This window comes from Cupriavidus sp. 05N40 (assembly GCF_056397305.1).
This window is the reverse complement of the sequence record NZ_JBFTND010000070.1, coordinates 1-24498: the sequence shown is the minus strand read 5'-3', so window position 1 is coordinate 24498 and position 24498 is coordinate 1. Positions and strand designations below refer to the sequence as shown.

The following is a 24498-nucleotide window of genomic DNA, read 5'->3' as shown; positions in this document are numbered from 1 at the left end:
AATCGCCCGAGCCACATCGCCCGAGCCACATCGCCCGAACCACATCGCCGGACCGGATCACGGCCGCCGCCGGCAGGCATCAAACAGACAGGAGTCACCATGTCACCATCCCTGTGCGGCGCGGACAGCGCCGCGACGGTCGCGTCGTACCGCTGCCGCGTCGTCGAGCATTACTGGGTCAACCGGCGCTACAAGTACATCCGGCTCGAAGCCGATGCGCCGATCGCCCGCATCACGCGCCCCGGACAGTTCTACCAGCTCAAGTGCCCGGTCAGCGACGAAGCGCAGCCCTTCCTGCTGCGGCCGATGAGCGTGTACGGCGCCGGCCCGGAAGACGGCCGCATCGAGTTCCTCTACAACGTCACCGGGCTGGGCACGCGGGCCATGGCAAGCCTGCCGGCCGACGGCCATATGGATATCGTCGGCCCGCTCGGCAATACCTTCGCCTTCGAGCCCGCGTACCGGCGCATCCTGGTGGTGGCGCGCGGCGTGGGCCTGGCCACCATGGCGCCGCTGGTGCGGCAGGCCGCCGAGGCGGGCGTGGCGATCACCGCGGTGATGTCCGCGCGCACCCGCGACGACCTGATGGACAGTGAGTTCCTGCGCGGCGCCGACGCACAGGTGCACGGCGTGTTCGACGAGGACGGTTCGTCCGCGGTGGAGGCGGTTGAGGGTTTGCTGCGCCGCCTGATCGACGAGCAGCGGCCCGATGCGCTCTACACCTGCGGCTCGCACCGCCTGCTGATGCTGCTGCAGCGCGTGCTGGCGGACTACCCGCAGGTGCGCGGCGAGGTCGCCATGGAGCAGCGCATGGCCTGCGGCATGGGCGTTTGCCTGTCCTGCGTGCGGATGTTCGACTGCGACGGCGACAAGCAATTCCTGCGGGTTTGCCGCGAAGGCCCCGTATTTTCCATTCGCGAAGTGGTAGGGGAGGTGGAGTTTGGCTGATCTATCCGTCCGGGTTGGCGATCTGACGCTGCGCAACCCCATCATGCCCGCCTCCGGCTGCTTCGCGATCGAGTACCGCGAGGCGCTGGACTTCAACCAGCTCGGCGCACTGGTGATCAAGAGCGTCTCGCCCAAGGCGCGCGCCGGCAATCCCACGCCGCGCGTGGCCGAAACCCACGGCGGCATGCTGAACTCCATCGGCATCCCGAGCAAGGGGCTGGACTACTACCGCGCGCACGTGCTGCCGCCCTACACGCGGTACGACACGCCRGTGGTGGTGTCGATCTCCGCCGATACGGCCGAGGAGTTCGCGCTGGCATGCGAGGCAATGTCATTGCCCGAAGTGGCGGTGATCGAAGCCAATATCTCATGCCCCAACCTCGAGGCCGACGGCATGGCCTTCGCCATGCTGCCGGAGACCACCTACAAGGCGGTGGCGGCGATCCGCCGGCGCACGCGCCATCCGTTCTGGGTCAAGCTCACGCCCAACGCCTCCAATATCGCGGCGGTGGCGCGCGCGGCGGAAGACGCGGGTGCCGATGCCATCGTCATGGGCAATACCGTGCTCGGCATGGCCATCGACGTGCACACGCGCAAGCCCAGGCTCGGCAATGTCATGGGCGGCCTGTCCGGGCCGGCCATCAAGCCCATCGCGCTGCGGCTGGTGCACCAGTGCTACCGCGCGGTGCGCATCCCGGTGATCGGCTGCGGCGGCATCCAGAGCGCGCACGACGCGGTGGAGTTCATGCTCGCGGGCGCCTCCGCGGTGCAGGTCGGTACCGCCTCGTTCCGCGACCCCGGCGTCATGCAGAAGATCGTCGACGGCCTGCATGCGTACTGCGACGAGACCGGCACCCCGGCGCTGCGCGACCTCACCGGGCAGGTCAGGCTGGACCGCCAGCTGAGCGACCGCTGGCTGCGCTTCGCCCAGCAATCGGGCTGAGCGCCCGCACCGCATCAATGGACATCTGTCATGGATATTGAGGAACTCAAGCCGCTCGCGCAGATGCTGTTCGACGACATCCGCGCGCTGTCGTCAGACGGCGTCGGCGTGACGCGCGACAGCTACGGCGCGGGCGAGACCGCGGCGGCCGACTACCTGCGCGCTTTCGCGCAGCGCGAGGGCCTGCACGTGGAGGCCGACGGCGCCGCCAACCTCGTGTTCCGCCTTGGCGGCGCGGCCAGCGACACCCCCGCCGCCTGGGTCGGGTCGCACCTGGACTCGGTGCCGCAAGGCGGCAACTTCGACGGCATGGCCGGCATCGTGGCCGGGCTGCTGTGCCTGGTCGCGCAGCAGCGCGCGGGCCGCGCGTCGCCCGTGCCACTCAACGTGATCGGCTTTCGTGGCGAGGAAAGCGCGTGGTTCGGCAAGGCCTACATGGGTTCCGGCGCCGCGCTCGGCAAGCTGTCGGCCGACGATCTCGCGCTGCGCCACCGCCAGCACGGCCGCACCATGGCCGAGTGCATGGCCGCGCTCGGCGCCGACATGGAAGCGATCCGCGCGCAGCAGCCGCTGTTCGACCGCGCCCGTGCGCGCGCCTACCTGGAGCTGCATATCGAGCAGGGCCCGGTGATGGTGGCGCGCGGCCTGCCGCTGGCGGTGGTGCCCGGCATCCGCGGCAATGTGCGCCACAACCGCATCGCCTGCCTCGGCGAGGCCGGGCATTCCGGCGCCGTGCCGCGCTGGCTGCGCAAGGACGCCATGTTCGCCGTGGCCGAGCTGATCGTGCGCCTGGACGAACACTGGCGCGTGCTGCTCGAGCGCGGCATCGACCTGGTGGTGACCACCGGCGTGGTCACCACCAGCCCGGAGGCGCATTCGGTCTCGCGCATCCCGGGCACGGTGAGCTTCAGCTTCGAGGCGCGCAGCAAGAGCGTGGAGACGCTGGAAGGCTTCTACCAGCTGATGCGCACGGAGTGCAAGGCCATCTCGCGCGACCGCGGCGTGCGCTTCGATTTCGACCGCCGCGTGGATTCCGCGCCGGCGACGATGGATGCGGGCCTGTCCGAGTTGCTGGCGCAGCAGTGCCGCGCGCAGGGCACGCCGTTCGAGATGGTCGCCAGCGGAGCAGGGCACGATGCGTCCCTGTTCGCCAATGCCGGCATCCCGACCGGCATGCTGTTCATCCGCAACGAGCACGGCTCGCACAACCCGGACGAGGCCATGGACCTGGACGACTTCATGCTCGGCGTGGGGGTGCTGGCAGGCACCATCGCCCGCCTCTGACGCGCCACGCCCCGCACACCGGAAGGAGACCCCCGAGATGATCCCGAACCCCCGCCGCCTGACCATCCGCCGCCCGGACGACTGGCACCTGCACCTGCGCGACGGCGACACGCTGCGCGCGGTGCTGCCCTATACGGCGCGGCAGTTTGCGCGCGCCATCGTCATGCCAAACCTGGAGCGGCCCGTGACCACGGTGGACGCGGCCCATGCCTACCGCGAGCGCATCGTGGCCGCGCTGCCGGCCGGCGCGCGCTTCACGCCGCTGATGACCTGCTACCTCTGCGACGCCACCGACCCCGCCGAGCTGCGGCGCGGCTACGCAGAAGGCGTGTTCGCCGCGGCCAAGCTGTATCCCGCGGGTGCCACCACGCACTCGGAACATGGCGTGACCGGGATCGCCCGCGTGGCCGGGGTGCTCGCCGCCATGCAGGAGATCGGCATGCCGCTGCTGGTCCATGGCGAAAGCACCGATCCCGCCGTGGATGTGTTCGACCGCGAAGCCGTGTTTATCGAACAGACGCTCAAGCCGCTGCTGCAGCGCTTTCCCCGCCTCAAGGTGGTGCTCGAGCACATCACCACGGCGCAGGCCGCCGAGTTCGTCGGCCGCGACGGCAGCGGGCGGCTGGCTGCCACCATCACCCCGCAGCACCTGATGTACAGCCGCAATGCGATGTTCGCGGGCGGGCTCCGGCCGCACTTGTATTGCCTGCCCGTGCTCAAGCGCGAGCGGCACCGGCTGGCCCTGCGGCGCGCCGCCACATCGGGCTCGCCGGCCTTCTTCCTCGGCACGGACTCGGCCCCGCATGTGCGCGCCGCCAAGGAGGCGGCGTGCGGCTGCGCCGGCATCTTCAGCGCGCCGGTGGCGCTCGAAGCCTATCTCGGCGTGTTCGGCGAGGAGGGCGCGCTTGACCGTTTCGAGGCCTTCGCCAGCGAGAACGGCAGCCGCTTCTACGGCCTGGCGCCGAACGAGGGCAGCATCACCTTCGTGCGCGAGCCCGGCCGTGCGCCGGAATCAATTGCCTTGCCGGACGGCGGAGCGATCCGGCCCTTCCTGGCGGGCGAAACACTGCAATGGCGGCTGGCGGATGCCGGCCAACCCGGCAAGCCGGAAGCCCGATCCCGGTAGCAAGCAATGGAGCAAGCCATGTCTGAACTACGAACCCGTCTCGGGCTCGCGGCCACCGTCGGCCAGGCCCTGCTGGAGGCCGGCTGCGTGAAGTTCCGCACCGACGAGCCGTTCCGGCTGCCGTCGGGCTGGGCCAGCCCGGTCTATATCGATTGCCGCCGGCTGATCGCCTTTCCGCGCCTGCGGCGCGAACTGGTGGCGCGCGGCCTGGCAATGCTGCGGGACCGCCATTGCCTGGAGGGCATCGACGCCGTCGCCGGCGCGGAATCCAGCGGCATTGCCTTCGCCGCCTGGGTGGCCGACACGCTGGACCTGCCCTTGCTGTACGTGCGCAAGGAAGCCAGGGGCCTCGGCCCGGCTTCGCAGGTCGAGGGCTTGCTGGCCGCGGGCGACCGCGTGCTGCTGGTCGACGACATGATGGCGGCGGCCCGCTCCAAGCGCATCTTCTGCGCGGCGCTTGGCGCCGCCGGCGCCACCGTGAAGGACATCTTCGTGCTGTTCGACTACGGCACCTTCCCCACCGCACAGGCGCTCGCGCCATGGCAGGTGACGGTGCATGCGCTCGCGGACTGGCGCGACATCCTCGATGCCGCGCAGGCCTCAGGGCATGTCGGCCAGCGCAGCCTCGACGAGCTGCGCCGCTTCCTCGACGACCCCGTGCGCTGGTCGCAGGACCACGGCGGCATCGGCACGCTGCCGACCTAGCCCGCGCCTTTCGCCCGCAGAGCAATCATCCGGCCGCCCGCCACAGCAGGCAGGCGGCGGGRCCCCCTTTTGCCGTCAGCCGGCGGGCAGGGCACTGGCAACGCCGGCGGCCAGGCAAGCCAGGACAACAAGCAAGAGCCACAAGCAAGAGACACACAAGAGCCACACGCAAAGACAACAACGACGAGGAGGAAACACATGCGGAAGATCGCGAAGAGAACGTCAATGGCCAGGAGCAAGGCAGCGCTGCTGCTGTTCGGCACGCTCTGCGTGGCCGGCACAGGGCACGCGCAGTCCGGCGTCACGCTCTACGGGCAGGTGGACAGCTTTGTCGGCAGCACCCGCGCCGCCGGCGGCGACCGCGCCTACGTGCTCGGCGCCGGCGGCATGCAGACTTCGTACTGGGGCATGCGCGGCAGCGAGGAACTCGGTGGCGGCCTCAAGGCGATCTTCGATCTCAACGGCTTCCTGCGCGTCGATGCGGGCAAGTCGGGCCGCTCCGATACCGATCCGATGTTCACGCGCAACGCCTTCGCAGGCCTGCAGAGCAACAGCTATGGCACGCTCAAGCTGGGCCGCAACACCACGCCGTACTTTCTCTCCACCATCCTGTTCAACCCGCTGGTGGACTCGTACAACTTCGCGCCGTCGATCTTCCAGACCTACAAGACGGCGGGCAGCGGCGCGCTCTATGATCCCGGCATCATCGGAGACTCCGGCTGGAGCAACTCGGTGGTCTACTCCACCCCGGTGCTGGCCGGGCTGACGGTCAACCTGATCTATGCCTTCGGCGAGCAGCCCGGCAGCGGCGGCCAGAACAAGTGGGGCGGCAACGTCCTGTACTTCAACGGGCCGTTCGCGGCGACGGTGGCGTTCCAGCAGGCGAAGTTCAACGGCGCGCCGGGCGATGTCACCGCGCCGGCGGCGCTGGCCGGCTTCGRCAGGCAAAATGCGGTGCAGGGCGGGCTGAGCTACGATTTCAAGGTGGTCAAGCTGTTCGCGCAGGGCCAGTACATCAAGACCGGCGTCGACAGCGCCAGCGGCGATATCCGGCACGCCAACGGGCAGCTCGGCGCGTCGGTCCCGCTCGGCGCCGGCAGCATGCTGGTGTCGTATGCCTACGCCAGGACCAGCAGCAACGCGGGCGAATTCCGCCGCAACACGGCCGGGCTGGCGTATGACTACAACCTGTCGAGGCGCACCGACGTGTACGCCGCGTACTTCTATGACCGGCTGACGGCGCAAGCGCACGCGGACACCCTCGGGGTGGGCTTGCGCCACCGGTTCTGAACGCGAACGGTGGGGAGGCCGGCCGCAGCCGGCTTACCTCAGGTCGTCATTTCAGGTCGCGGAACGACTTGCCCTGCGCCACCAGGTCTTCGAGCAGCCTGGCGGGCTTGAAATCCGCACCGAAGCTGGCCTCGAAGCGCTTCATGGCCGCCAGCACCTTGTCCAGCCCGATGGTGTCGGCATAGCACATCGGGCCACCGCGATAGACCGGCCAGCCATAGCCGTTCACCCACACCACGTCGATGTCGGAGGCGCGGATGGCCTTGCCTTCCTGCAGGATCTTGGCGCCTTCATTGATCATCGGGTAGATGCAGCGCTCCAGGATCTCCTGCCGGGACACCTCGCGGCTGGTCTTGCCCTGCTGCGCGGCGAAGGCGCGGATGATCTGCTCGACCTTGGGCGAGGGCACGGCGTTGCGCTTCTCGTCGTAGTCGTAGTAGCCGGCGCCGGTCTTCTGGCCGCGCCGGTCCATCTCGCACAGGATCTCGCGCAGCGTGGAGCTGCTCGATGCCTCGCGGCTCCAGCCCAGGTCCAGGCCGGCCAGGTCGCTCATGGCGAACGGGCCCATCGGGAAACCGAAGTCGTAGAGCACGCGGTCCACATCCCACGGCAGCGCGCCTTCCAGCACCAGTTTCTGTGCCTCGCGCTGGCGCTGGGCCAGCATGCGGTTGCCGACAAAGCCCGGGCATACGCCCACCAGCGCGGCGACCTTGCCGATCTTGCGGGCAAGCTCCATCGCGGTGCGGATGACGGGCTTGGCCGTCTTCTCCCCGCGCACGACCTCGAGCAGCTTCATCACGTTGGCGGGTGAGAAGAAGTGCAGGCCGATCACGCTCTCGGGGCGCGCGGTGGCGCCGGCGATCTCGTTGACGTCCAGCGCCGACGTGTTCGTCGCCAGGATGGCTCCCTGCTTTGCGATCTTGTCGAGCTTGCCGAAGATGTTCTTCTTCACCTCCATGTTCTCGAACACGGCTTCGATGATGAGGTCGGCGTCGGCGAGCTGGCCAAGGTCCAGCGACGGCGTCAGCAGCGCCATGCGCTTGTCGACGTCGGTGGCGGTGATGCGGCCTTTCTTCGCGGTGTTGTCGTAGTTGGCGCGGATGGTGCGCAGGCCGCGGTCCAGTGCTTCCTGCGCGGTTTCCACGATGGTGACGGGGTAGCCGGCGTTGAGGAAGTTCATGGCGATGCCGCCGCCCATGGTGCCCGCGCCGATGATGCCGATCTTCCTGACCGGGATCAGCGGCGTGTCGGCCGGCACGTCAGGCAGGTTCCATACCTGGCGCGAGGCGAAGAAATAGTAGCGCTGCGCAGCCGATTGGGTGCCGCCCATCAACTCCAGGAAGAGCTTGCGCTCCACCTTCATGCCTTCTTCGAACGGCAGGTTGACCGCCGCCTCGATGCAGCGGATGTTGTACTCGGGCGCGTCGAAGCCGCGGAAGCGGCGCGCATTGGCCTTGCGGAATTCGGCGAACAGCTCCGGCTGGCCGCGCGCGGCCTGCACCTTCTCGTCGAGGTCGCGCACCTTGCGCAGCGCACGCCCCTCGGCGATCACGCGGCGGGTGAAGGCGATGGCGTCCTGGCGCAGCGTGGCGTCGTCGGTCACCAGGTCGAACAGGCCCATTTCGGCCGCCTCGGCCGCGCCGATGTGCGCGCCGGAGGTCACCATCTCGAGCGCCTTGGCGGCGCCCACGATGCGCGGCAGGCGCTGCGTGCCGCCCGCGCCGGGCAGCAGCCCGAGGTTGACTTCGGGCAGGCCGCACTTTGCGGTCCTGGCCGCCACGCGATAGTGGCACACCAGCGCCGTTTCGAGCCCGCCACCCAGGGCGGTGCCGTGAATGGCGGCCAYGACGGGCTTGGGCGCGTCCTCGATGGCGGCCTGCACCTCGGCGAGCGCCGGGCCCGACGGCGGCTTGCCGAACTCGGTGATGTCGGCGCCGGCGATAAAGGTCTTGCCCGCACAGATCAGCACGATGCCCTTGACCGCGGAGTTGGCCACGGCCTGCGCGATGCCGTCGCGCAGCCCCGCGCGCACCGCCGCCGACAGGGCGTTGACGGGGGGCGAGTCGAGCGTGAGGATGGCGATCTCGCCTTCGATGGCGAGATCGGCTACGGCGTTGATGGCTGTCATGAGGGTTGGCTCCCGGAAAGTGGCTCGGAAAATCGGCTTCAGAAAATTTCGAACAGGCCCGCGGCACCCATGCCGCCGCCAATGCACATCGTCACCACGCCGAACTTCGCGCCGCGGCGCTTGCCCTCGATCAGCAGGTGGCCCGCCATGCGCGCGCCCGACATGCCATAGGGATGGCCGATGGAGATCGCGCCGCCGGAGACGTTCAGGCGTTCGTCGGGAATGCCCAGCGTGTCGCGGCAATGCAGGACCTGGCTGGCGAAGGCTTCATTGAGTTCCCACAGGCCGATGTCGCTCACTGAGAGGCCATGCTGCTTGAGCAGCCTGGGGATGGCGAAGACCGGGCCGATGCCCATCTCGTCCGGGTCGCAGCCGGCCACGGCCATGCCGCGGTAGGCGCCCAGCGGCTGCAGGCCACGGCGTTCGGCCTCCTTTGCCTCCATCAGCACCATGGCGGAGGCGCCGTCGGAAAGCTGCGAGGCATTGCCGGCGGTGATGAAGGCGCCCTGGGCCACGCGCTGGCCGTTCTTGAAGACCGGCTTGAGCGCCTGCAGGTCCGCCAGGGTGGTGCCCGGGCGGTTGCCCTCGTCCTTGCGCAGGGTGAGCTGTTTCTCGCTGACCGCGCCGCTTTCCTTGTCGGTCACCAGCATGGTGGCGCTCATCGGCGCGATCTCGGTATCGAAGCGGCCGGCTTCCTGCGCGGCGGCGGTACGCTGCTGCGATTGCAGGGCGTAGGCATCCTGCGCCTCGCGCGAGACGCCATAGCGCGCGGCCACGATCTCGGCCGTTTCCAGCATGGTCATGTAGATCTGCGGCAGCATCTGCACCAGTTGCGGGTCGGCGGCGCGGTAGCGGTTGATCTTGTCGTTCTGCACCAGCGAGATCGACTCCAGCCCGCCGCCCACGGCGACCTGCATGCCGTCCACGATGATCTGCTTGGCGGCCGTGGCGATGGCCATCAGGCCGGAGGCGCACTGGCGGTCCAGCGACATGCCGGGCACCGTCACCGGCAGGCCGGCGCGCAGCAGCGCCTGGCGCGCCACGTTGCCGCCGCTGCTGCCCTGCTGCACGGCGCAGCCGAGGATCACGTCGGCGATCTCGGCGGGGTCGATGCCGGCGCGCTGCACCGCATGCGAGATGGCATGCGCGCCCAGTTCCTGCGCCTGGGTGTTGTTGAACGCGCCGCGATGGGCCTTGCCGATCGGGGTGCGCGCGGTGGATACGATGACGGCTTCACGCATGGGTGGTCTCCTGTCTGGTTTTGAATCAATGCTCAGCCATGCCGGGACGAGACGTCCCTGGCAATGGCGAGGAATTTGTCGAGATCGTCGCGGATCTGCTTCTTGTTGAACTTGCCCACGCTGGTCTTGGGGATGTCGCGCGTGATGGCGACCAGCTTGGGCAGCATCCAGCGGGTGATCTTGCCGGTCTCCACGCCGTGCACCTTGAGGAAGTCGATGACGCTTTCCTCGGTGGCCTCGAACCCGGTGCGCACGCTCACCAGCGCCATGGGCTTTTCGCCCCACACCGGATCGGGCACGCCGACCACGGTGGCCTCGTGCACGAAGTCCGCCATGGCGATCAGGTTTTCCAGCAGCACGGTGGGCACCATCTCGGCGCCGCTGCGGATCACGTCCTTCAGGCGGTCGGCAACCGTGATATAGCCCTCGGCATCGACGCGGGCGATATCGCCGGTGTGCAGCCAGCCGTCCTGCCACAGCTCGGCGCTCTTCTCGGGATTGCGGAAATACTGCTCGGTGGCCCACGGCGCGCGTACCACGATCTCGCCCACGGTCTGGTCGTCCTGCGGCACGGGCTTGCCTTGCCCGTCGACCACCTCCACTTCCACGCCGAGGATCGGCAGGCCGGCCTTGACCAGCACGGCGTCGGTCGCCTCGCGGCCCTCCTGGACCATGGTCTTCTTGATAAAGGAGCTGACGATGGTGGGCGCGGTTTCCGTCATGCCATAGCCGGAACTCATGCGGAAGGTGGGGATCAGCGCCTCGAGCTTGCGCTTGAGTCCCAGCGGCAGCGCGCCACCGCCCACGCTCACGCGCACCAGGCTGCTGAGGTCGTACTTGCCCAGGTCCGGGTACTCCAGCAACATCGCCGCGATGGTGGCGACGATGCCCACCGAGGTCACGCGCTCGCGCTGCACCAGCTCGCAGAAGCCCTGCACGGTGAAGGTGCCGTGCAGCACGATCTTCTGCGCGCTGTAGACCGCCACGAAGGGCTGGCCCCAGCCGTGCACGTGGAACATCGGGGTGTTGAGCAGCGGCACCGCGCCTTCGCCCAGGCGCGTGCCCAGGCCGTCGGCGATGTCCTGTTCCGGGGTGTTGGCGATGGCCGTCTGCGCCATCATGTGGACCGTCATCAGGTAGAGCTGGCGATGCGTGAAGGTGGCGCCCTTGGGCTGGCCGGTGGTGCCGGTCGTGTAGCACAGCGTGGCGTTCACGTCTTCGTGCAGCGCCGGCCATTCGATGGTGTCGGGCTGGCCGGCGAGCAGGTCTTCGTAGCTGATCAGGCCGGGGATGCGGCTGTCCGGCAGGCCTGGCTTGTCGGACATGTAGACCACTGTTTCCACCACATCGCTGATCTGCTCGTAGATGCCTTCGAGCAGGGGCATCAGCGTATCGTCGACGAAGATCACGCGGTCCTGCGCATGCCGGATGGTGTAGACGATATGCTGCGGCGACAGCCGGACATTGATCGGGTGCAGCGTGGCGCCGACACCCGTCACGCCGTAGTACAGCTCCAGGTGGCGGTGCGTATTGAGCGCCATGGTGGCGATGCGGTCGCCGGCCTCGCCCGGCACGCCCGGCCGCACCTTGAACCGGCCGCGCAAGCCGTTGGCCAGCCGCGCCACGCGCCGGTACCACTGCATCCAGGTGAAACGGAAATACTCGCCGCTGACATGGTTGCGGTACACCACGCCGGTCTGGTCGGGGTACATCCGCACCGGGCGCTTCATGATGGTGGTGAGCACAAGCGGGTAGTGCGTGCTGAACTCCGGATAGGTCTTGTTCGCCATTAGGTCTCCTGAAGATCCCGGTATGTCCCGCGCAGGCGGGCTATGCGTTGGGCTCGCGCTGCGGCCGCGGCAGGCGGCGTGGTTCCTCCACCCGCAGCGCGAGCAGGAAGGCCATGCCCAGTACGGCGATGGCGGCCACGAACACCAGCGAAAAACGCACGCCCTGCGCCAGCAGCCCGCCAAGGACCGGACCGCAAGCCATCATGGCAAAGGTGGCCGTGTCGGAGACCGCGAGCAGCATCGGGCGGTCGCGCCGGTTGCCGAATTCGAGCGCGAAGTTGTCGGCGGAAGGGAAATAGCCGCCGAAGCCGGCGCCCAGTCCGCAGAACACCAGCAAGAAGGCGGGCAGGCTGTCGCACAGCATCAGCGCCGCGGTGGACACCGCCCACAGGCCGATGCTGGACAGGAACACCAGGCGGTAGCCGTGGCGGTCGGCAAGGCGGCCCCACGCCAGGTTGCTGGTGGTCTGCGCCAGCAGGTAGGCGATGCTCAGGTAGCCCAGCGTGGCGCCCGACAGCGGCAGGTGGCTGCCGACGAAGATGGCGTAGAACGGCACCGCCATCATGCTCAGCGCCACCAGGGCGCGCGCCACGAAGAAGCGCACATAGTGCTTGTCCGCGCGCAGCAGGGCCGGCACTTCGCGCAGGCGCTGGCGAAAGCCCGCCTGCGCGCGCACGTCGTGCAGCACCGGCTCGCGCATGCGCGTCAGCGCCGAGATGCCCAGGCTGGTGAGCACGAAGGCGGACAGGAAGGTAGTGGCGTAGCCGTTGCCGAACACATTGCCGCCCACCAGGTAGCGCCCGCCCAGGTAGGCCACGGCGGCGGCGATCAGCCCGCCGAGGAAGTTGCGCAGGGCACTGAGCGCGCCGCGCCGCTCCAGCGGGATGATCTTCGACGTCAGGTAGTTGAAGGTGACGTTCTGCACCCCGTTGAACAGGCCGAACAGCAGCAGGAACACCGCCGCCGCGCCCAGCGCGCCGGCGCCGGAGAGCAGGAAGGCCGACAGCGCCAGCCCGAGGATCTGCAGCCGCACCATCCAGCCCACCAGGTAGATCAGCGGCATCACGCGCTGGCGATGCTCGATCTGCGTGGCGCCCCAGATGGAGGACAGCGCCATGCCGGCGTACTGTGCGGACAGCACGCAGCCCACCACCAGCTTGGAGCCGGACAGCAGGTAGATATAGGCGGGCACGAAGGTGGGCGCGGTCACCAGCCGGAAGCCGGTCATGCCGAGCATGCCGTGGATCAGGTAGGCCTGGGCGTTGCGCGGCAGGTTGCACCGCACGTGGGCGAGGAAATCGTCTTCCGCCAGCGCGTGGGCCGAGGACGCATCGTGTTGTACCGTGCCGGGCATGGCGGCGCCTTCGGTGGCAAGGCCGGCTTTCATGCCGCCGCGCCCCCGGCCTGCGCGGGCAGCGATGCGTAGCGCTGCAGCGCCTGCRCCAGCTCCGCCTTCTCCAGCGAGAGCAGGTCGATCACCGCCTTGAGCCAGTCGGGCCGCTCGCTGGTGCATATCGAGATCGGTTGCGGCGTGGCGGAGTGCTGCGCCGCCAGCATGGCGTAGTTGGCCGCATAGCTGGGCGGGCGCACGTCGGTGGCCAGGTCGGCGATGGCGTAGGGATCCGGCGGGCCGCTGCGCGCGGTGTCGACGATCGGGATATATGGGTTGCGCGCGGCCGTGCCGCCGCCGGCCAGGCCTGGCCCGTCGCGCAGGATCGCGCCACGCACCTCGTGCGGCCGCGCGCCCGCCAGCAGCAGCGCGATATAGCCGCCCAGCCCGCGCCCGGCCACGGTGCAGGGGCCGAGGTGGGCCAGTGCGATATCGGCGTCGGCCATCAGGAACTCGCAACTGTAGCCGCCGCCGCGCGGGATGTCCGACTGGCCGTGTCCGGTGAAGTCGAGAGCATGCACGGCGCCGGGCCACGCCGCGTACTCGGGCGGCAAGGCCTGCGGCGAGCGCTCGCCCAGGCCGTGCAGCAGCAGCAGCGAAGGGCCGTCGCCGGCCTTGAGCGGATGCAGTGCCAGCCGCAGGCGGTTGTGGCGCAGGCGGATGGGCGTGTTCATGGACGCAGGAAGCCCAGGATCAGCGCCGCGGTCTCGTGCGGCTGCTCGATATGGATGAAGTGCCCGGTATCGCGCATCACGTGGACCTGCGTCGACGGCGGGAAATAGGGCGCCAGGTCGGCGGCGGTGGCATCCCAGCCCATCGGCTCGCGCTCGGTGCCGAAGATGGCCAGCATCGGCACCGGAAAGCCGGGCAGCCGGTCGGTCATCCAGCGCGCGCGCATGGGGCCAAAGCCCGAGGYGCCGATCACCGGGTCGAGCTTCCAGCGCCAGCCGCCGGCATCCTGGCGCGCGCCCAGCGCGGCAAGGTAGCGCAGCCAGTCATGGGACAGGCGCGGGTTCATGCGCGCGCGCCGGCGCGCCAGGTCTTCCAGCGTGCCGGGCTTGCGCGCCAGCGTGGCGCTGCGGCGGCGCGTGTCCAGCCAGTGCGTGATGATCTCGGCGGTCATCGACTTCTTCTCTCGCACCGCGCTGTCCGCATGCGGATTGCGAAAGGGCAGCCCGTCGATGGCCACGAAGCGGGTGAAGCGGTGCGGCAGCGCCTGGATGGCATGCACCAGCAGGGACCCCCCCTTGCTGTGGCCGATCACCGCGAAGGGCTCCCGCGTGACCGAGTCCGCCACCGCGAGCAGGTCGCGTTCGTCGGCGACCCAGCTATACATGTCGGTGTGCTCGGAATCGCCGTGGCCGCGGTGGTCGTAGGACACCACGCGGTAGCCGGCGTCCGCCAGCAGCGGCGCGAACACGTCGAAGGTGCGCGCGAAATCCATCGCGCCGTGCACCAGCAGCACCGGGGTTGCGCTTGCGTCGCCCCATTCGTAGACGGCGATGCGGATGCCGTCGGCGTCGACGGTGCGCATGCGGTCCGGCGCGCGGGCGCCCGGATAGCTGGCGTGCGCGGGCGGCGCAATGACGGCGGCAGCCGGCGGCGTGCCGTTGGCTTCAGCCTTCACTCGGTCTCCTCGTCTTCCACGCGGCCCCGGCGAACATGGTTCGCCGGTCAGGTTTCGTGGTTTTGGTATGTTTTTTCGATGCTATCACAGCGGCGCCGGGGAAGGGCGGGGTCACCCCCGGTCAAGCGCTAAAAATGCGCGGGATTCTTCCAGTACTGCTGTGCAGAACGCGGCAAAAACTGCGGATTTGACAGGCGACATCATGCACGAGGCGGGCGGGACGTCATGCACGACGGTCATGGCCAGCAAGCGGGGGATTATCTCCGTTTCGGAAATGGAGTATTGACGTTGACCGATGCGGATTATATAAACCAGCTACGCCAGCCGCGCCTGTGCCGCGGGCAGCGGGCAAGAAAACCAAGAACAGGACAGGAGACAAGCGTGGATGACCTGGAAACCTTCCGGCAGGAGGTACGTGCCTGGCTGGAAGCGCAATGCCCGCAGGAAATGCGGCAGCCGGTGCGCAACGACGACGATATTTGCTGGGGCGGGCGCAAGTTCAGGTTCCAGTCCGAGGCGCAGCGGCAGTGGCTGGCGCGCATGGCGGACAAGGGCTGGACCGTGCCGGAATGGCCGCGCGAATACGGTGGAGGGGGCCTGGGCCGCGAGCAGGCCAAGGTGCTGCGCCAGGAAATGCAGGCGCTCGGTTGCCGCGTGCCGCTGCAGAGCTTCGGTATCTGGATGCTCGGGCCGGCCTTGCTGAAGTACGGCTCGGAAGCGCAGAAGCGCGAGCACCTGCCCAGGATCGCGCGCGGCGAGATCCGCTGGTGCCAGGGCTACTCGGAGCCCAACGCGGGTTCTGACCTTGCCTCGCTGCAGACCCGTGCGGATGACCGCGGCGATCATTTCGTCGTCAACGGCCAGAAGATCTGGACGTCGTATGCCGACAAGGCGGACTGGATCTTCTGCCTGGTGCGCACCGATTTCTCCGCGCAGAAGCACACGGGTATCAGCTTCCTGCTGTTCGACATGGAGACGCCGGGCGTATCCACGCGCCCCATCGTGCTGATCTCCGGCAAGTCCCCGTTCTGCGAGACCTTCTTCGACGATGTGGTGGTGCCGCGCGCCAACCTGGTGGGCGAGCCCAACGGCGGCTGGGCCATCGCCAAGTACCTGCTCACGCACGAGCGCGAGATGATCAGCGGCATCGGCAGCCGCGGCGTGCGCCAGCCGCTGGGCGAACTGGCGGCCGAGACGATCGGGCGCAACGCGGGCGGCGAGATCGACGCGCCCATGCTGCGCGCGCAGATCGCCGCCTTCGAGATCGACGAGGCCGCCTTCGGCCTGGCCGCGGAGCGCGCGATGGATCTCGCCCGCCAGGGCGAAGGCATTGCCGCGTTCTCGTCGGTGCTGAAGTACTACGGGTCGRAGCTCAACAAGCGACGCTACGAACTGCTGATGTCGATCGGCGGCAGCGCCGCGCTGGAGTGGGAAAGCGAGCGCAGCCAGGAGGGCGCGACCGCGCGCGGTTGGCTGCGCAGCAAGGCCAACTCGATCGAGGGCGGTACCAGCGAGGTGCAGCTGAATATCGTGGCCAAGCGCCTGCTCGGCTTGCCCGGCGCCTGAGGCTTCCCCGAATCCACGCAGAGAGATCGAACCCATGGCAATCGTACTGAACCAGACGCAGGAAATGTTGCGCGAGAGCGCGCTGGCATTCCTGCGCGAGAGCGCGCCGGTTTCCACGCTGCGCAAGCTGCGCGACACGCGCGATGAGACCGGCTTCTCGCCGGACCTGTGGCACAGCTTTGCCGAACTCGGCTTCGCCGGCGTGCTGGTGGCGGAAGAGTTCGGCGGCAGCGGCCTCGGCGCGGTGGAGGCGGGCGTGATCATGGAGGCCCTTGGCCGCACGCTGGCGCCCACCCCGTTCTTTTCCACCGCGGTGCTCGGCGCGCTGCTGATCTCGCGCTGCGGCAATGCGGCACAGCAGGCGCAATACCTGCCTGCCATTGCCGCGGGCAAGCACCTGACCGCGCTGGCCATCGACGAGCAGGGCACGCACCGGCCCGAGCGGCAGGCATTGCGCGCGGCACGCCAGGATGGTGGCTTCGTGCTGGACGGCGACAAGATGTTCGTCATCGACGGGCACGTCGCCGATACGCTGATCGTGGCCGGGCGCACCGCCGGCGGCACCGACGATGCCGACGGCATCTCGCTGTTCCTGGTGCCGCGCGGCAGCGCGGGCGTCTCGGTCGAGCGCACCGTGATGGCGGATGCGCGCAATGCGGCGCGCATCCGGTTGCGCGACGTGAGGGTGGGCGACGATGCCGTGCTCGGCCCGGTCGGCGCCGCCGCCGGGCCGCTCGGGCAGGTGCTGGACCTGGCGCGCGCGGCGCTGGCTTCCGAGCTTGTGGGCATTGCCGACGAGGCATTCGAGCGTACCGTGCAGTACCTGAAGGAGCGCAAGCAGTTCGGCAAGATCATCGGTGAGTTCCAGGCGCTGCAGCATCGCGCCGCGCACCTGTTCAGCGAGATCGAGATCACGCGCGCGCTGGTGCTGCGCAGCCAGCAGAAGCTGGACGAAGCCCCCGCCGGGCCGGCGGCGCTGGTGTCGGCGGCCAAGGCGCGCGCCGGCACCACGGCGCTGCTGGCCGTGCAGGAGGGCGTGCAGATGCACGGCGGCATGGGCATGACCGATGAGTTCGAGATCGGCTTCTACATGAAGCGGGCGAGCGCGGCGCAGGCGCTGCTGGGCGACAGCCACTTCCATACGCAGCGCTGGGCCGTACTGCGCGGCTACTAGCCGTCTCCTTGCGCGCGGCGCGGTACGCAGGCGCGTGCCGCGCTGCGCAACTTCCTCTCCATCCAGCCACCCCCGGGGCCGCCGCGCGCGAGCGCGGCGTGGCCCGTGCTCGTGCGTTGCCGGCGTTCGCGCTGCCGGTTTGCAGCGCACAAGCAGCCGCCTGGCCCCGCATCAGACCTAGGTAAATCCACTAGACATTCGGGGCCCGCTTTGGTTGTCATGAATTAGAACTCTGAGTATGCTGGTTGCTCGATCTTCGAGAAGAGCAGGGCGCCAGATGGAAGAGCGCATGACCAAGGCTGGAGGCAAGGCGAATACGCGAATATCGCTTGATTAAGCCATCAGATGACGCAGGCGCGATTGGAGTCGATGATCACACGAAGCACCGGACAGGAGACGGAATGGTCGGCGCGGAAATCGTTATCGTGATTGCGGTATCTTCTGTCGGGGCGGTGCGCCCGAGATCGGCGGCAGCCGGGGCGCGGACATCATGAACGCCTACATCGCACGCCGCGTGATGGCGCTGATTCCCACGCTGCTGTTCGCCAGCCTGATCGTCTTCGTGATCGTGCGCATGGTGCCGGGCGATGTGGTGGACCTGATGCTGAGCCAGAACGACATCAGCGCCGACACCAAGAGCCGCGAGGACCTGGTCCGCCTGCTGGGCCTGGACCAGCCGATGTGGCGCCAGTACCTGCACTGGGCCGGCAATATCGTGCTGCACGGCGATCTCGGCCATTCGCTGTGGCAGGGCGAGCCGGTGCTGAAGATGGTGCTGGCGCGCATGCCCGCCACCTTCTCGCTGGGCGTGATGGCGCTGATCGTGGCGCTGTCGGTGGCGCTGCCGATCGGCGTGCTGTCGGCGATCCGGCAGGACACCGCGGCCGACTACGTGGCGCGTTCCTTCTCCATCCTGATGCTGGCGGTGCCGAGCTTCTGGCTGGGCACCATGGTGATGGTATTTCCCTCGGTCTGGTGGGGCTGGTCGCCCGAGGTGCGCTACGTGCCTTTCCTCGAGAACCCGCTGCAGCATGTCGTCAACATGCTGGTGCCTGCCGTCATCCTGGGCATGGCGCTGTCGGCCATCACCATGCGCATGACCCGGACCATGATGCTGGAGGTGCTGCGCCAGGACTACATCCGCACCGCCTGGGCCAAGGGGCTGGACGAGCGGCTGGTGATCCTGCGCCATGCGCTGCGCAATGCGCTGATCCCCGTGGTGACCCTGATCGGCCTGCAAGCGCCGCTGCTGATCGGCGGCGCGGTCGTGATCGAGCAGATCTTCGTGCTGCCGGGCATGGGCCTGCTGCTGCTCGATGCCGTCAACCAGCGCGACTACCCCGTGATCACCGGCGTGTTCCTGGTGGTCGGCGTTGCCGTGATGCTCATCAACCTGCTCGTGGACCTGAGCTACGGGCTGTTCGATCCGAAAGTGAGGCACCGCTGATGGCCCCTCCAGTCGCCAACGCGCCCGCAATCGAGCCGGCGCAAGCCGCGCGGCCCGCACCCGGGCGCCGCGCGCCTGCCGCCATCGCGCTGGCCGGGCGCCTGTTCCGCGAGAAGCCGCTTGGCGCGGCCGGCGCGGTGATCTGCCTGGTCTTCCTGTTCTGCGGCATCTTCGCCGGCTGGCTGGCGCCATACGGCGTCAACGAGATCAGCATGATGAAGCGGCTGCAGCCGCCATCGTGGGCCCATCCCTTCGGCACCGACAACCTCGGCCGCGACATGCTCTCGCGCTGCCTCTACGGCGCGCGGCTCTCGGTGATCATCGGGCTGTCGGCGGCCACGCTGGCCACCGCGATCTCGGTGCTGGTGGGCATCCTGAGCGGCTATCTCGGCGGCAAGTTCGACATGATCGTGCAGCGCATGGTGGATGCGTGGATGAGCTTTCCGGACCTGGTGATCCTGATCGTGGTGGTCGCGGTGCTCGGCCCCGGCAGCTGGCAGATCATCGGCACGCTGGGCCTGCTGCTCGGGGTGGGCGGCTCGCGCATCATCCGCAGCGCGGTGGTATCGGTGCGCGAGAACATGTACGTGCATGCCGCCCGCTCGATGGGCGCGTCCACCGGGCGCATCCTGTGGCGCCATATCCTGCCCAATGTCCTGCCGCCCATCATCGTGCTGTTCACCACGCGCGTGGGCACCGCGATCCTGGCGGAGTCCGGCCTGTCTTTCCTGGGCCTCGGCGTGCCGCCGCCCGCGCCGACCTGGGGCGGCATGCTGTCGGGCAACGGCCGCACCTTCATGTTCCAGGGGCCGTGGCTGGCGCTGGCGCCAGGCGTGTGTCTCACGGTGGTGGTCTACGCCATCAATGTCTATGGCGATGCCCTGCGAGACCTGCTCGATCCGCGCATGCGCGGATCCCGGTAAGCGCGCCGCCGCAGGAAGACCAAGCAGAGGCCGGCGCCATGACGCCAGGCCCGGGAGGATCCGGCGCGCGAGCCGACGGCACGCGCGGCCCACTTGACGAGACCAAAGACGGAGGGACGCGGTTTGAACAGAACTGGCTCGAACGGAACGGCAGCCTTGCTGGCCGCAGGCATGGCGCTGGCGCTGGCAGCGGGCGGCGCATGCGCGCAGGCCGAAGCGCCGAAGTATGGCGGCAATCTCGAAATCGGCTCGATGTACCCGACCATCTCGGCCCTGTCCTGGGACCTGGCGGACTGGAACTGGAAGCAGAACTACGATACCGGCCAGGTCTACGAGCAGCTGTTCGTGGCCGACCTCTCCAAGGCGAAGCGCAACGGCGGCAAGTACGCCTTCCATGCCGATGCCTGGCTGCCCGAGGATGCCATCCGCGGCGAGCTTGCCGAGAGCTGGAAATGGCTCGATCCGCTGACGCTGGAAGTCAGACTGCGCAAGGGCGTGAAGTTTCCCGCCAAGCCCGGCGTGATGGCCGAGCGCGAGCTGACCGCGGAGGACGTGGTCTACAGCTATGGCCGCCAGAACAGCAGCGCCAAGAAGATCCCGACCTACTACGACCACCTCTCCAAGGTCGAGGCGACCGACAAGTACACGGTCATGTTCCGCTTCAAGGAGTTCAACGCCGAGTGGGACTACCGCTTCGGCTGGGGCTACTACTCCGGCGTGATGCCCAAGGAAGTGGCGACGGCCGGCGCCGGCAACTGGAAGAACGTCAACGGCAGCGGGCCCTTCGTGCTGAGCAACTTCGTGCAGGGCAATGCCACCACCTATGCGAAGAACACCCTGTACTGGGACAGCGACAAGATCGGCGGCAAGGACTACAAGCTGCCTTTCGTCGACAAGGTGGTGCTGCGCACGGTCAAGGACGAGGGCACCCGCAACACCATGCTGCGCACCGGCAAGATCGACGTGCTGGAGAACATCGGCTGGAGCGCGGTGGATGAACTCAAGAAGAACGCGCCCGCGCTGAAGTGGTCTCGCTGGTTGTCCACCAACGGGCAGTACCTGGCGCTGCGCGTCGATACCAAGCCGTTTACCGACCTGCGCGTGCGGCGCGCGCTGAACATGGCGGTCAACAAGGAGGAGATCGTCAAGCAGTTCTACGGCGGCAACGCCGAGCTGTTCGCYTATCCGCAGCACCCGGAGTACGCAGGCTATTTCGAGCCGCTCAGCGCCATGCCGGACTCGGTCAAGGAGCTCTACACCTACAACCCGGACAAGGCGCGCAAGCTGCTGGCCGAGGCCGGTTACCCGAAGGGCTTCACCTTCAAGGTGCAGGTGTGCGCCTGCCAGCCGGACCACCTGGAGCTGCTACCGCTGATCGGCGCCTACCTGGAGCAGGTGGGTGTGAAGATCGAGATCCAGCCGATGGAGTACGGCGCCTTCCTCTCGGCCATGACCACCAGGACCAACGCGCCCGGCTACCTGATGAGCAACGGCCACACCAACCCGACCACCACGATCCGCAAGAGCTTCGTGCTGGGCCAGGTCTGGAACGCAGCGCAGTGGGGCAACCCGAAGTACGAGCAGCGCGTAGGCGAGGCGTTCCAGATGCGCGACCTCGGGCGCCGCCAGGAAGCGCTGCGCGCGCTCACGCGCGACGTGCTGGCCGATGCGCCGTATATCTGGCTGCCCACGCCCTACCAGTACACCGCGTGGTGGCCCTGGGTGAAGAACTACAACGGCGAGCTGCGCGCCGGCGCGGTGCGTCCCGGCCCGATCTACGCGCGCATGTGGATCGACCAGGACATGAAGAAGAAGATGGGGTTCTGAGGCCGGTTCGTCCCGCGATGCCAACGCGCGGGCCGCCGGCGCAACGCCGGTCCCGCGCCACCGAAGCCACTTCATGGAGGCCCGCATGACGCAGCCGATCCTGCAGGTGAACAAGCTGACCACGCGTTTCCGTACCGACCGCGGCGTGGTCACCGCGGTGGACCAGGTCTCGTTCGGCGTGGCGCCCGGCGAGACGCTGGCCATCGTCGGCGAATCCGGCTCGGGCAAGAGCGTCACGGCCCTGTCCATCCTGGGGCTGATCCCCAGGCCGGCCGGCCGCATCGAGTCCGGCGAGATCCTGTTCGACGGGCAGGATCTGCTCAAGCTCAGCGCCGCGCGCATGCGTGCCATCCGCGGCAACCGCATCGCGATGATCTTCCAGGAGCCGATGTCCTCGCTCAATCCCGCGCTCACCGTGGGAAAACAGATCGCGGAGCCGGTCAACCTGCACCAGGGCATGCCGTGGAAGACCGCGCTCGGCATTGCCGGCGAGCTGCTCGCCAAGGTGCAGATCCCCGAGCCGCAGAGCCGCCTGGGTGCCTATCCCCATCAGTTCTCCGGGGGCATGCGCCAGCGCGCCATGATCGCCATGGCGCTGGCCTGCAAGCCGCAGCTGATCATCGCCGACGAACCCACCACCGCGCTCGACGTGACGGTGCAGGCCCAGATCCTGGACCTGCTCAAGGCGCTGGCCGCCAGCTCGGACACCGCGCTGATCCTGATCACGCACGACCTCGGCGTGGTGGCGCGCTATGCCGACCGCGTCGCCGTGATGTACGGCGGCCGCATGGTCGAGACCGCCTCCGCGCGCGACCTGTACGCGCGGCCGGCGCACCCGTACACACGCGGCCTGATGGCGTCGGTGCCACGGATCGACGGCGATACCCGCCAGCCGCTGGTGCCGATCGACGGCCAGCCGCCGGACCTCACCGCGCTGCCGCCGGGCTGCGCCTTCATGCCGCGCTGCCGGCTGGCCGCCCAGCGCTGCGGCGTCTCGCGCCCGGCGCTGCAGCCCGTACGCTCGAACCACAGTCACCTCAAGGCGTGCTTCCTCCATGACCATGACTGATACCAGCGCCGCCGGTGCCGGCAATGCCACGCGCGCGGCCGCCCGCCGCGGCGACGAGATCCTGCGCGTCGAGAACCTGAAGGTCCATTTCCCTGTGACCAGGGGTGCGTTCGTCAAGCGCCAGGTCGGCTCGGTGAAGGCTGTCGACGGCGTCTCGTTCGCGCTCAGGCGCGGCGAGACGCTGGGCCTGGTGGGCGAGAGCGGGTGCGGGAAATCCACCACGGGGCTCGCCATCATCAAGATGCTTGCCGCCAGCAGCGGTCGCATCACCTTCGAAGGCGAGGACTTCGCCAGCTTCGGCAAGGCGCAGGAGAAACATTTTCGTCGCAGCGTGCAGATGGTCTACCAGGATCCGTTCGGCTCGCTCAACCCGCGCATGAAGGTGCGCGATATCATCGGCGAGCCGCTCGAGGTGCACGGCATGGCGCGCGACCGCGAATGCTGTCGCGCGCGGGTTGCGTCATTGCTGGAGATGGTCGGCCTGCTGCCCTATATGGCCGACCGCTACCCGCATGAGTTTTCCGGCGGGCAGCGCCAGCGCGTGGGCATCGCGCGCGCGCTGGCGGTGGAACCCAGCCTGATCGTCTGCGACGAGCCGGTCTCCGCGCTGGACGTCTCGATCCAGGCGCAGGTGGTCAATGTGTTCATGGAGCTGCAGCGGCGCCTGGGCCTGACCTATGTCTTCATCGCGCATGACCTCGCGGTGGTGCGCCATATCAGCGACCGCATCGCGGTGATGTACCTGGGGCGCATCGTGGAGATCGCCGGGCGCGACGAGCTGTACGCCAACCCCCGGCATCCCTATACGCAGGCGCTGCTGTCCGCGGTGCCGGTGGCCAGCGTGGAAGCCGAAGCGAAGCGTGAGCGCATCGTGCTGCGCGGCGAAGTGCCGAGCCCGCTGAACCCGCCGGCGGGATGCCGCTTCCATCCGCGCTGCCCGCGCGCGATGGCCCGCTGCGGCACGGAAGATCCCGTCTTGCGGGACCGCGGCGGCGGGCAGATGGTGGCCTGCCACCTGGAAGACTAGCGCCGCCCCGGGCAACGCTCAGCGGCCCGAGAAGATGCCCATGAAGAGGGGCCGGATGAAGAGGTCGGCGGCATTCTCGCCCGACGCATCCGGCACCCAGCGCCGCAATTCCACCGCCGCGTTGATCATGCCGTTGACCTGCAGCGATGCGATCGACTGATCCAGCGGCCGGATCGAGCCGTCCTGCATGCCCAGCACCAGGAAGCGCACGAAGCGCGTGGAAAGGCGGCTCATGACGAGCATCTTTTCCTTGCGCATGTCCTCGGGCAGCGCACCGTAGATGGTCAGCCGCAGCAGCGGCCCCTGCCCGGAGAACTGGTAGCCGACCAGGGCGCGGGCGACCGCGCACAGCTTGTCCCAGCCGCTGCCCGGGCCTGCTTCCACGCGCGCCTGCGTATCGCGGATGACGGCGAACATGCGGTCGAAGCAGGCGGAGATCAGGTCGTCCTTGTTCTCGTTGTGGTGGTAGAACGAGCCTTTGGTGAGGTTGAGCCGCGCCGAGATGCGGTCCGCCGAGGCGCCGCGGTAGCCGAGTTCGTTGAGCAGGTCGGTGGCGGCGCGCAGGAAGGCTTCCTGCGTGCTTTCCTGCGGATCGGGCCCGGGCGGCAGCGGCGCTGCCACGCCCGCATCCCAGCGCGACCGCGCCGCGGCAAAGCCGTTGAGCAGGATGTCCACCACCGTGTCCGCCACCTTGGGATAGTCCTGCGGCTCGTAGCGCTCCAGCCACGTCATGGCGCCGCTGGTCAGCGACAGCAGCAGGTGGGCGGCGGCGCTGCGCGTGTTGCGCTCGGCCGCGTCGCGCGGGGCAGCGTCCCGCAGCAGCTTGCGGATGCGGCGGAACATATCCGTATAGGCCGCGAAGGCCACCTCGGCATGGCTTTCGGGCAGCGCGCGGATCTCGCGGAAGCTCATCAGCTCCGGACGCTCGCCGGTGGCAGTGCGGGCCAGCCGCGCGAAGAACAGCGTGATGAAGCGGCGCACGCGCTCCTGCGG

20 protein-coding genes are annotated in these 24498 nt (G+C 68.6%); 13 read left to right on the top strand and 7 right to left on the bottom strand.

Annotated features, from left to right (window positions below; translation table 11 throughout):
• Positions 1–99 precede the first annotated feature (99 nt).
• The 6 genes from AC1DO7_RS17665 to AC1DO7_RS17640 all read left to right on the top strand — a co-directional run bounded on the left by AC1DO7_RS17665 (position 100) and on the right by AC1DO7_RS17640 (position 6296).
• Positions 100–948 carry a dihydroorotate dehydrogenase electron transfer subunit gene (locus AC1DO7_RS17665; protein WP_441613874.1) on the top strand — a complete coding sequence of 283 codons (849 nt, stop codon included), beginning with the start codon at positions 100–102 and terminating at the stop codon, positions 946–948.
• A complete protein-coding gene (locus tag AC1DO7_RS17660) occupies positions 941–1891 on the top strand; it encodes a dihydroorotate dehydrogenase (protein WP_441649774.1) in 951 nt (316 codons plus the stop codon). Before AC1DO7_RS17665 ends, AC1DO7_RS17660 begins: the two co-directional genes overlap by 8 nt.
• A 30-nt stretch (positions 1892–1921) precedes the next feature.
• Positions 1922–3175 carry a Zn-dependent hydrolase gene (locus tag AC1DO7_RS17655; RefSeq protein ID WP_441649775.1) on the top strand — a complete coding sequence of 418 codons (1254 nt, stop codon included), beginning with the start codon at positions 1922–1924 and terminating at the stop codon, positions 3173–3175.
• 37 nt (positions 3176–3212) lie between these two features.
• On the top strand, positions 3213–4301 hold the full coding sequence (gene pyrC / locus AC1DO7_RS17650) for a dihydroorotase (protein WP_441649776.1): 1089 nt from the start codon (positions 3213–3215) through the stop codon (positions 4299–4301).
• An 18-nt stretch (positions 4302–4319) separates the two neighbouring features.
• Entirely contained in the window at positions 4320–5006 is a 687-nt protein-coding gene (locus tag AC1DO7_RS17645) for an orotate phosphoribosyltransferase (RefSeq protein ID WP_441649777.1), read from the top strand.
• Positions 5007–5231: 225 nt separating this feature from the next.
• The gene (locus AC1DO7_RS17640) at positions 5232–6296 is read left to right on the top strand and encodes a porin (protein WP_477116382.1); all 1065 of its coding nucleotides are present in this window, start codon (positions 5232–5234) and stop codon (positions 6294–6296) included.
• A 46-nt stretch (positions 6297–6342) separates the two neighbouring features.
• On the opposite strand, the gene AC1DO7_RS17635 is transcribed toward AC1DO7_RS17640, so the two are convergent.
• From AC1DO7_RS17635 to AC1DO7_RS17610, 6 genes are read right to left on the bottom strand one after another with little or no spacing between them, the layout of a single operon-like run.
• On the bottom strand, positions 6343–8424 hold the full coding sequence (locus AC1DO7_RS17635) for a 3-hydroxyacyl-CoA dehydrogenase NAD-binding domain-containing protein (RefSeq protein WP_477116380.1): 2082 nt from the start codon (positions 8422–8424) through the stop codon (positions 6343–6345).
• A gap of 38 nt (positions 8425–8462) precedes the next feature.
• On the bottom strand, positions 8463–9665 hold the full coding sequence (locus AC1DO7_RS17630) for an acetyl-CoA C-acyltransferase (RefSeq protein ID WP_441649780.1): 1203 nt from the start codon (positions 9663–9665) through the stop codon (positions 8463–8465).
• 32 nt (positions 9666–9697) lie between these two features.
• A complete protein-coding gene (locus AC1DO7_RS17625) occupies positions 9698–11455 on the bottom strand; it encodes a long-chain-fatty-acid--CoA ligase (RefSeq protein WP_441649781.1) in 1758 nt (585 codons plus the stop codon).
• Positions 11456–11495: 40 nt separating this feature from the next.
• Entirely contained in the window at positions 11496–12842 is a 1347-nt protein-coding gene (locus AC1DO7_RS17620; RefSeq protein ID WP_441649782.1) for an MFS transporter, read from the bottom strand.
• Entirely contained in the window at positions 12839–13519 is a 681-nt protein-coding gene (locus AC1DO7_RS17615; RefSeq protein WP_477116379.1) for an alpha/beta fold hydrolase, read from the bottom strand. Before AC1DO7_RS17615 ends, AC1DO7_RS17620 begins: the two co-directional genes overlap by 4 nt.
• A complete protein-coding gene (locus AC1DO7_RS17610; protein WP_477116378.1) occupies positions 13516–14472 on the bottom strand; it encodes an alpha/beta fold hydrolase in 957 nt (318 codons plus the stop codon). The genes AC1DO7_RS17615 and AC1DO7_RS17610 overlap by 4 nt, the downstream gene beginning before the upstream one ends.
• Before the next feature lie 381 nt (positions 14473–14853).
• Here AC1DO7_RS17610 and AC1DO7_RS17605 point away from each other — a divergent pair, with 381 nt between their 5' ends.
• The 7 genes from AC1DO7_RS17605 (at position 14854) to AC1DO7_RS17575 (ending at position 23505) form a co-directional block, all read left to right on the top strand.
• The gene (locus AC1DO7_RS17605) at positions 14854–16038 is read left to right on the top strand and encodes an acyl-CoA dehydrogenase family protein (protein WP_477116377.1); all 1185 of its coding nucleotides are present in this window, start codon (positions 14854–14856) and stop codon (positions 16036–16038) included.
• Positions 16039–16072: 34 nt separating this feature from the next.
• The gene (locus AC1DO7_RS17600) at positions 16073–17212 is read left to right on the top strand and encodes an acyl-CoA dehydrogenase family protein (protein ID WP_441649785.1); all 1140 of its coding nucleotides are present in this window, start codon (positions 16073–16075) and stop codon (positions 17210–17212) included.
• 490 nt (positions 17213–17702) lie between these two features.
• Positions 17703–18659: an ABC transporter permease gene (locus AC1DO7_RS17595; protein ID WP_441613888.1), complete on the top strand. Its 957-nt coding sequence runs from the start codon at positions 17703–17705 to the stop codon at positions 18657–18659.
• Entirely contained in the window at positions 18659–19582 is a 924-nt protein-coding gene (locus AC1DO7_RS17590) for an ABC transporter permease (RefSeq protein WP_441613889.1), read from the top strand. Before AC1DO7_RS17595 ends, AC1DO7_RS17590 begins: the two co-directional genes overlap by 1 nt.
• Before the next feature lie 171 nt (positions 19583–19753).
• A complete protein-coding gene (locus tag AC1DO7_RS17585) occupies positions 19754–21409 on the top strand; it encodes an ABC transporter substrate-binding protein (RefSeq protein ID WP_441614068.1) in 1656 nt (551 codons plus the stop codon).
• An 85-nt stretch (positions 21410–21494) separates the two neighbouring features.
• Positions 21495–22478 carry an ABC transporter ATP-binding protein gene (locus AC1DO7_RS17580; RefSeq protein ID WP_441649786.1) on the top strand — a complete coding sequence of 328 codons (984 nt, stop codon included), beginning with the start codon at positions 21495–21497 and terminating at the stop codon, positions 22476–22478.
• Positions 22471–23505 carry an ABC transporter ATP-binding protein gene (locus tag AC1DO7_RS17575; protein ID WP_441649812.1) on the top strand — a complete coding sequence of 345 codons (1035 nt, stop codon included), beginning with the start codon at positions 22471–22473 and terminating at the stop codon, positions 23503–23505. The genes AC1DO7_RS17580 and AC1DO7_RS17575 overlap by 8 nt, the downstream gene beginning before the upstream one ends.
• A gap of 18 nt (positions 23506–23523) precedes the next feature.
• On the opposite strand, the gene AC1DO7_RS17570 is transcribed toward AC1DO7_RS17575, so the two are convergent.
• On the bottom strand, positions 23524–24498 hold a 975-nt coding region (locus tag AC1DO7_RS17570; RefSeq protein ID WP_477116376.1), incomplete at its 5' end, for a TetR-type transcription factor C-terminal domain-containing protein.

What these genes read in the sequence shown, in the direction of transcription:
- AC1DO7_RS17665 (WP_441613874.1), top strand. Translation starts at nt 100, where the DNA reads ATGTCACCATCCCTGTGCGGCGCGGACAGCGCCGCGACGGTCGCGTCG.
- AC1DO7_RS17655 (WP_441649775.1), top strand. Translation starts at nt 1,922, where the DNA reads ATGGATATTGAGGAACTCAAGCCGCTCGCGCAGATGCTGTTCGACGAC.
- pyrC (WP_441649776.1), top strand. Translation starts at nt 3,213, where the DNA reads ATGATCCCGAACCCCCGCCGCCTGACCATCCGCCGCCCGGACGACTGG.
- AC1DO7_RS17645 (WP_441649777.1), top strand. Translation starts at nt 4,320, where the DNA reads ATGTCTGAACTACGAACCCGTCTCGGGCTCGCGGCCACCGTCGGCCAG.
- AC1DO7_RS17630 (WP_441649780.1), bottom strand. Translation starts at nt 9,665, where the DNA reads ATGCGTGAAGCCGTCATCGTATCCACCGCGCGCACCCCGATCGGCAAG.
- AC1DO7_RS17625 (WP_441649781.1), bottom strand. Translation starts at nt 11,455, where the DNA reads ATGGCGAACAAGACCTATCCGGAGTTCAGCACGCACTACCCGCTTGTG.
- AC1DO7_RS17620 (WP_441649782.1), bottom strand. Translation starts at nt 12,842, where the DNA reads ATGAAAGCCGGCCTTGCCACCGAAGGCGCCGCCATGCCCGGCACGGTA.
- AC1DO7_RS17600 (WP_441649785.1), top strand. Translation starts at nt 16,073, where the DNA reads ATGGCAATCGTACTGAACCAGACGCAGGAAATGTTGCGCGAGAGCGCG.
- AC1DO7_RS17595 (WP_441613888.1), top strand. Translation starts at nt 17,703, where the DNA reads ATGAACGCCTACATCGCACGCCGCGTGATGGCGCTGATTCCCACGCTG.
- AC1DO7_RS17590 (WP_441613889.1), top strand. Translation starts at nt 18,659, where the DNA reads ATGGCCCCTCCAGTCGCCAACGCGCCCGCAATCGAGCCGGCGCAAGCC.
- AC1DO7_RS17580 (WP_441649786.1), top strand. Translation starts at nt 21,495, where the DNA reads ATGACGCAGCCGATCCTGCAGGTGAACAAGCTGACCACGCGTTTCCGT.
- AC1DO7_RS17575 (WP_441649812.1), top strand. Translation starts at nt 22,471, where the DNA reads ATGACTGATACCAGCGCCGCCGGTGCCGGCAATGCCACGCGCGCGGCC.